This window comes from Nonomuraea sp. NPDC026600, from assembly GCF_040638335.1.
In the GTDB taxonomy this organism is placed as follows: Bacteria; Actinomycetota; Actinomycetes; order Streptosporangiales; family Streptosporangiaceae; genus Nonomuraea.
The window spans coordinates 61,511-68,932 of the sequence record NZ_JBEZYD010000055.1; the positions used below are offsets into that span (position 1 = coordinate 61,511).

General features: G+C 67.4%; 7 protein-coding genes. All 7 read right to left on the reverse strand.

Annotated features, from left to right (window positions below; translation table 11 throughout):
* Nucleotides 1-177: 177 nt before the first annotated feature.
* The 7 genes from AB0F17_RS60535 to AB0F17_RS60565 all read right to left on the reverse strand — a co-directional run bounded on the left by AB0F17_RS60535 (nucleotide 178) and on the right by AB0F17_RS60565 (nucleotide 6,887).
* Nucleotides 178-1,692, reverse strand: coding sequence for a replication initiator (locus tag AB0F17_RS60535; RefSeq protein WP_358044743.1), 1,515 nt, complete (start codon nucleotides 1,690-1,692; stop codon nucleotides 178-180).
* A complete protein-coding gene (locus AB0F17_RS60540) occupies nucleotides 1,689-2,336 on the reverse strand; it encodes a hypothetical protein (protein ID WP_358044746.1) in 648 nt (215 codons plus the stop codon). The genes AB0F17_RS60535 and AB0F17_RS60540 overlap by 4 nt, the downstream gene beginning before the upstream one ends.
* The gene (locus AB0F17_RS60545) at nucleotides 2,333-2,605 is read right to left on the reverse strand and encodes a hypothetical protein (protein ID WP_358044748.1); all 273 of its coding nucleotides are present in this window, start codon (nucleotides 2,603-2,605) and stop codon (nucleotides 2,333-2,335) included. Before AB0F17_RS60545 ends, AB0F17_RS60540 begins: the two co-directional genes overlap by 4 nt.
* Entirely contained in the window at nucleotides 2,602-4,035 is a 1,434-nt protein-coding gene (locus AB0F17_RS60550) for an FtsK/SpoIIIE domain-containing protein (protein ID WP_358044751.1), read from the reverse strand. Before AB0F17_RS60550 ends, AB0F17_RS60545 begins: the two co-directional genes overlap by 4 nt.
* Nucleotides 4,036-4,336: 301 nt before the next feature.
* On the reverse strand, nucleotides 4,337-4,795 hold the full coding sequence (locus tag AB0F17_RS60555; protein ID WP_358044753.1) for a plasmid replication, integration and excision activator: 459 nt from the start codon (nucleotides 4,793-4,795) through the stop codon (nucleotides 4,337-4,339).
* Nucleotides 4,796-5,307: 512 nt separating this feature from the next.
* Nucleotides 5,308-6,273: a peptidase gene (locus AB0F17_RS60560; protein WP_358044756.1), complete on the reverse strand. Its 966-nt coding sequence runs from the start codon at nucleotides 6,271-6,273 to the stop codon at nucleotides 5,308-5,310.
* Nucleotides 6,274-6,359: 86 nt separating this feature from the next.
* Nucleotides 6,360-6,887, reverse strand: coding sequence for a hypothetical protein (locus tag AB0F17_RS60565; RefSeq protein WP_358044759.1), 528 nt, complete (start codon nucleotides 6,885-6,887; stop codon nucleotides 6,360-6,362).
* Between the last annotated feature and the right edge of the window lie 535 nt (nucleotides 6,888-7,422).

Below are 7,422 nucleotides of genomic sequence, written 5' to 3' on the forward strand. Positions count from 1 at the left end.
CGGCGGCCCTCCCACCCGCCCCCGGGTCCGTGATGGCTGACCGCCCTCCGCCATCCTCTGCGCCGCTACCTGAAGAAGTCGTGCCTTCGGCGCTGTCCATTGTCATGCGCCCCTCCTCGCGAACCGACCCCGCCGTCCCGCACGCCAAGTCCTCCAGACCCGGCAACGGCAGTTGCATCATCGCACCACCCCCAGTTCTCCCGACCCCGATTTCGCCCGTTCCATCTCCCTTCGCCATTGCTGCCGTTCGGCCACCAGCGCCAACAGACGCAGACGCAGCGGCGGCACCTCCCGATGTGATGGGCTCAGCAGCTCCCACACGAACCGCTGAGACTCCGACGCCTCCTGCTCGATGCCGAGCGCTTCCAGCACCCAGGCCCGCCGATCCCGGCAATGCTGACCCATCGTCCGCCCCGACCACTTGCGCGAGACCAGCACCCGCCGTCCGCCGTACCCGAGATGCTGGGCGCGATGAGCCTTGCCCCGGCACCGGCCCGGCACCAAACCCGACTTCGCGTCCTTCGGCTGCACCCCGTACCGCAGCCAGTTCGCACACCCCGGCGAGCACGGTTCGAACCTCAGCGCCTCCACCAGGCGCGCCGCATGTGCCCGCCGAGCCCGGCCCTTGGCCCCCTCCGCGCCCAGCGCCCCCGCATCCACACTCTTGGTCAGGTACTTCGCCAGGTACCGGATGCACTGATCGGCATCGGCCGTCCCGGCCAGCACGCCCCGGATGTCAGCCTGGACCCCGAACCGCGCCACATGCAGCGGCGCCGCTTGCTGATTCTCCCCGAGCCGGTCCAACGCCTCATCCCAGCTCTCCAGCACCACGCCGGACTCCGGATCGACATAGCCCGCGCCGTCCCGCCACACCGGTAGCAGGTCACCGTCGTAGACCACCCGATCCACCGCAGGCCACCACACTTGGTGGTAGGTGGCCTCGATCACCCGCCGCAGCTCCGCACGCGCCATCGTGCCCCGGACCGCCATGTGCAGATGCGGCGCGAGCCGCTTCTGAAACTCCACGCTCGCGAAATACTGCACGTCCCACCCAGCAACCCGGCGAAGGTTCTGCACGAACCGATCCACCAGCTTGGAGAAGTGCAACGCATCACGCGCCGCCCACGCATAGTCGTAGCGCTCCGGATCCACCGGCACGCCACCGCGCACCCGCCCGTAGGAGGGCAACGTGAGCGTGACGAACATCGACGGCCGGTACACCTTCCCCTCCGAAGTCGTGAACGTCCGCCCGAGTGTGCTCGCTGACCGGTCCCGCCTGGGCAGCTTCGGCGCGTCCTGCCGCCGCCGCGTAGAGCGCACCCGCCGAGCGCCGTCCCCGGCCTGAACCTCTCCCGCGGAATCGATCATGCAGGTGCCGGCCGATTCCTTGACCTGCCCGCCATCCCCGTTTGAGCCGGTAACCGGCTCCTCCTCCACGTGCCAGCCCTCACGACACTGCGCCATCCGAACCTGCCGGTTGCGCTTGGCACACGACGGACACTTGCTCTCCAACCGCGCCCCGCACGCCACGTTCACGATCCGGCTCACGCCCGTCGCCTCGTCCAGCACCCGCATGGCCAAGGGCCGGATGCAAACCCCGTTCTCGATGGCCACCAGTTCGGCAACTTCGGGGGACAGGAGCCGCGCACCCGCCAAAGCACGCGGCACCCCCCCAACGGCAGCGACCGTCAAGCAGCCCCCCTCTCCCCGCCGATCTCAGCGTCGAAGTCGACGCCGCCCACGCTCCCGACCCCGCTACCGCCCTCCCTACCGACAGCGGTACCTGCGTGCCCGTCCGGCTCCGCCACCGCCTCACGACGCACGAAGGTCAGCTCCACCCGCCCCGGCGAGGGAAACGCAACCTGGCAGCTCACCGCCCCGAACCCGTCCAACCACGCCGCCCCGTCCAAGTCGTGACCCGCCAAGATCGCGACCGCCACCGGATCCGCGTACTGACACGAGGTGACCTTGAGCAGACCAGGCAGATACCGCCGCCCACTGATCGGCCCGGCCAGACCCGCGATCGCGATCACCGCCCGCACCCGACGCTGATACACCACCACCCGCCGCCACCAGCCCAGCACCGGACGAGCCCACCGGCCGAAGCGCGGCGACCACAGCGGCCATGTGTCCGGCCAGGTCACCACGGCGTAGCTCACCACCCCCAGCAGCCAGACCGCCATCGTGCGCCAGCCCACCACCCAGACACACGCCAGGAACGTGCCCGCCAGCCAGAACACGACCAGCGCCCGCCACCACACCCTGACGAACCCGGCCGACCGCCGCCACCCACGAACCGCCGCCGCGACGATCCCCCGCCTGCGAACCGCTATCACCCGATCCCCCTCTCCGCACCGAAGCCGGTGTCGAGCTCCGTGTTCTCGGCATCCGCGTTCTCGGGGTCGAAGGCGTCGCCGTAGCCCTCGATCAGCTCCATGCCGAAGATCTCGGCGGGCTCGTCGTCGCAGGCGTTGACGTCGCCGATCATGGCGCGGTGCCCGCACGCGCGGCACTCCACCAGCGCCCGCATGAGGTCCTGCCGCAGCTCGTCCTCCGCCCCGCACAGCGAACAGCGCAGCCCGTACAGCACGATCTGGAAACTCACACCGCCTCCCCGACAGCCGAGTACCGCAAGAGCATCTGCTTGATGTCGTCATCGCTGACGTAGGCCGCCCGGACCCTGATCGGATCGGGGGAGTTCTCCAGCCGCACGTAGCCGACCCCCGCCCCGACGCTCGGATCATCGGCATCGCGCGGGATCTGATCGGCCAGCGCGCCCCGATCCCGCGCCCCGTCGCCCAGCACCATGTCCACCTGCTCCGGCTCGTCCAGGCGCAGCGCCACCCGGTCCGGGAACAGATTGCGGATGCTCAGCACGTCCTTGCGCGGGTCCTGCAACGCCGCCAGCACGCACACCCCGACCGCCCGGCCCTGCGTGGTCAGCGTCGCCAGCGCCGCCATGATCCGCGCCCTCAGCTGCTTGTCGGGCTGGTAGGCCGTCAGGAACGCGACCTCATCGACGATCACCACAATGAACGGATCCTCCACCGTGGCCTCATGGTCGCGGCGCACCCCGGCGTAGCGGTCCGCCCGTTCCTGCATCACCTCCACCGCCAGTTCCAGCAGGAGCGCGCAGTCGTGCGGCTTGGCGGCATACCGGTGAAACAGCGCCCGACCGTAGGACAGCTCCATCCGCTTTGGGTCCAGCGCCCACAGCCTGACCAGCCCAGCCTTGGAGGCAGGCAGCAGGCCGCGCACCGCCGACCACAGCCACGACCCCTTACCCGCCCCGGTCGCTCCCGCGATCAGCACATGCGTGCCGTGCAGCCGCAGCCGATAGGCCCGCCCGTCCTCCGACAGCCCCACCGGCACCGGCCCCACCGACGGCTTGACCGGCAGCGGACGAGCCGGCACCGTCGCCGCCAGCGCATCGTGCCGCCGGAAGACCAGCAGCGCCCGCCCCGGCCTGGGCGAGGAGACGCGGCAGCTCACCGCCCCGAAACCGTGCGCGAGGTTGCCCGAGCGGGCCGCCCACGCCTCGACGTCCTGACCGGACAGCATCTTGACCGTGACCATGTCCATGTACCGGTCGGACTTGACCTTGACCAGGTCAGGCAGATAACGGCGACCGCCCACCTGCTGAGCCAGCCCCGTAACGGCCATCACCGCCCGCCACTTGCGCCGGTAGATCCACATCCACCGCCACCAGCCCACCGCAGGCCAGGCGATGAACCGTGCAAAGGAGCGCGGCTCCAACGCCCGCCACCCCAGCAGCACGTACGCGAGGACGCCGAGCGAGGCCATCGTCGCGCGCCAGCCCAGCAGATACAGCGACGCCGTCACCGCGCCCACCACAGCGCAGGCGATCGGATGCCGCACGACCGTCTTGACGATGGCGACCGACAGCCGCCACAGATGCACGACCAGGAAGACGATTCCCGGCGTCCGGACCACCATCGGCCGGAACACCACCGAGGTATCAGGGCCGGTTGAAACCACGTTCTCGACTTCTGAACCAGGAAGTTTGCGCAGCATGAAAAGAACCTTTCGCCGAATCCCCCAAAAGGGGACCTTGCCCGTTTGGGCAATGAGGAGATAACGGGAGAGGAACAGGAAAGGCGCACTATCGGTGGGGACCGCCGAAGAAGCGACATCCGGCGGCCCCGACTAGCCCACTACGTCGATATGCGCCCTGACGAAAACGGCGCCTACGCGCCCTCAGATTTTCGGCGCGCGGCCCCTGCCGCCGCCCCGGTGCTCTGCACCGCATACGATCCAGCGCCATTCACGCTGGCCCAGACCCCCACGCCCCGCCACGCCGAAACGCGAACGGCTCTCACGGGTTGTCCTTAGACCCGCCCTTGGTCCTCGCGCCGCTCAGCGACGCCAGCCGTAGACCCGTGGCCTTGAACGAATAGGCCATTCGGCCATTGGCGGCGACATACGGCGTCACCGCCAGCCCCTCGAAGACCACCGGCACGAACGGCAGGCCCGCCATGGCCGCCGGAGGCTCCGGGATCTCCGGCGCAACCGGAGAAAGAATCTTCACCGCGACCGACTTAGCAGCCGCCTTGAGCGTCGGGTCGGCGTCCATCACCGGAACCGACCACATCAGCTCACCCGTGACCTTGTCCCGAGCCGGAACAGGCCGCTCCCGAGTACTCGCCTCGAAATCAAGCACCTGGGACACCTCCCCCACCACAAAACAGCCGCAGGGAAAAACCTGCTCAAACGAGACAGGGATCGAACCTTGTAGAGCCAAGCGGATCTCCTTTGAACCTTGACGACTATTCACGTACTCAATGGTAACGACCGAAGGTCAAAGTAAGGTTCCCGTAAAACCGCAGGTAGAAGCGTCCTAACCACAATTACGGACAGCCATAAGGAGGACCGATAACAGTTCATATTCGGGCATATTCACGACGCCGAAACTTGACGATCACGTGACATGCGCTTATTCGTCGCCCGCCCCTGGAGCCCCAACCGCCACAACAAGGAATAAAGGTCAAGTGTGATCCGCATCACACCTTCAGGAAATCCGACGCCAATCGCCACCAAATAGGCCGACAAAATCGACATCGAATAATCCGGACGAATATCGCCTCAGCTCAGGCCAATATCCACCTACATCAGCATGAGTCGAACGGCCCACGCTCCCTCATGTCCGGCAGGCAAACCACGTGCCTCGACGACAGCGGATCGTCAGAGCACGCAGACAAGCCCTGGCCTCCGCGAGGAGGTGGCCAGGGCTCATCCATATTCAGGCGGCGCCCGGTCACCTACGCCCCGCTGTTTGCCCGGAGCCGCTTATGCTGTGCTCCGTTCCCCACGTGAGCGGTTTCGCCGGATGAGCAGGAACGCGGCTACCGCCAGGGCGGACAGGACGATGCCGGTGGCAAGGGCCACTATGAGGTGTAGGAGATAGTTGCTGCTGTCCATCTCTGCGACGACCGCTTTCGCCGTCCCCGCGGAGGAGGGGAACTGGAGGGTCGCTTCGGCGGTGTGTTCGGTCAGTCCGCTTTCGAGATGGATGCGGGCGTGCCATGGGCCATCGGGTACATGCTCGGTGAGAGGCGCGGTGACGGATCCGACGTCGCCCGGCGCGAGCGTCGTACCCGTTGCGAACATGTAGGGACCGGCGCTCAGGGCGCCGTTGGAGAGGTTCAGTTCGCCGCTCAGATCGAGTGCGCGGCCTCCGATGTTGTGCACCTGCGCCAGAACGACTTGCTGGCCGCTCGGCAATCGTTGGGCCGTAAGCGAGTCGATGGTGAAGTCCGCAGCTGGTGGGTTCTCGCCGCCGACGTCCAGATAGACCCGGACGCCGACCCGGTTGATCTGCCGCAAGCCCCCTCCGGGCGGCGGGGCCTTGACCGCCTCGGCCCAGATCATCGCGTACCGCTCTCCCGGAGCGGCGTTCTTCGGCACGGCGATGGTCGCGGTGACCATCGAGTGAGATTGCGGCGCCAGGGTCACGTCGCTTCGACTCATGCTGGTCCAGCTGGACAGATCGTTGGCGGTGCGACCGGGGGCGAACTGAAATCTCCGGTCGCGGATCTCCCCTGCTGCCGGGTAAAGCGAAAGATGCTGAGTGGAGGGGCTCGTGTTGGACACCTCGACCCGCCGGTGGATGACCGAACCCGGCGTGAGGTGATCGACGATGTAGCGGCGGGCTCGTGAGTCGGCTCGCGCCTGGATCGGCGCGTCGACCAGGCGGATCCCGACGCCGCCGGTTCCGCGCGAGTGGGCCGCTGTGGAGGCCGGCGCGTGCGGCATGCCGGTGGCCGGGGCGAGGACTCCGGCCACCAGCAGCCCAGAAAGGAGGTTATGAAAACGCACGGCTGTCGTTGTTTCGGGTGGGGTCAGCCGACGGAGTGGGTGACGGTGCCGGTGTAGACACCGGCGACTTTCCCGGCCGGAATGGTCACGGTGAGCGTGGGATTCCAGGTGGCGGTGTTGTCGCCGACGAGATCGGCTCCGGTGAACGCGACGCGCGGCACATTGACGATGCCGCCGGGGCCAGGCGTGAAGGTGCCCGTCCCTGTGGTGTTGGTGGCCGCGCCCGGACTGTAGCTGACGTTGATGTTAGGGATCGTCTCGGGCGCCGTGGCTCCGCCGGTGGTGAAGTCGGTGCTGGTGACAGTGGCGCTCCAGGTACTGGACAGGCCGCCGCGATCGTCGGTCACCGTCACGGCGCCCATCTGTCCGGAGACGCTGGCGGTGCCGGACACGACCGAGCCCAGGTTCGACGAGGCGGGCGCGTTGATCGTGAGAGTGCCGCCGGTGATCGTGAACGTGACGGTCGTGTCGTCGGCCAGGGCTGGAAGGGCGGTCGTCGCGGCGAGGCCAAAGCCGATGGCTGCGGCGGCCACGGCAAACGGTATACGCATCGTTGCTCCGATGTTCAAGTGAGGTGAGGTGAGAGATGAGGGCGTAGCTCGATCCAGTGGCCCTTTAAGGTGCAGGACACCAACACGTCGCGACGCTCCGCAGTAGAAATATAACTGTCTGTAGTCAAATTGAGATCAAGGACACGTCCGGGGCGTGCGGTGAAAGGGTGAGGAATCCGAACCCGATGCCAGAACGCAGGGGGGCCGAACGCTGGAGAGAATTGCTCCTCCCAGGCCCCGCTGGCCACCTTCATAATCGGCAAGGCGATCTTCCGGGAGGCCGCCGAGGGGTTCGCCGACCACGATCACCGCAGGGGGTGACAAACACGCCAGATATGGGGCATCGGCGCGGAAAGCTACCCGTCTGGCGCCGTGGCATGTGGGACCTTGACCCTCTGTAGCCCAAGGCCCGTCGGGGCTAACCTGAGACTCCCTGCCACGCGGCGGACGCGCTGAGTTGCCGAATTATTCTTATAGGGATCAAGGGGCGGCCCCGCTCCCCGCAGCGGCGCGGCGGGCGACGCCATCAGATTTC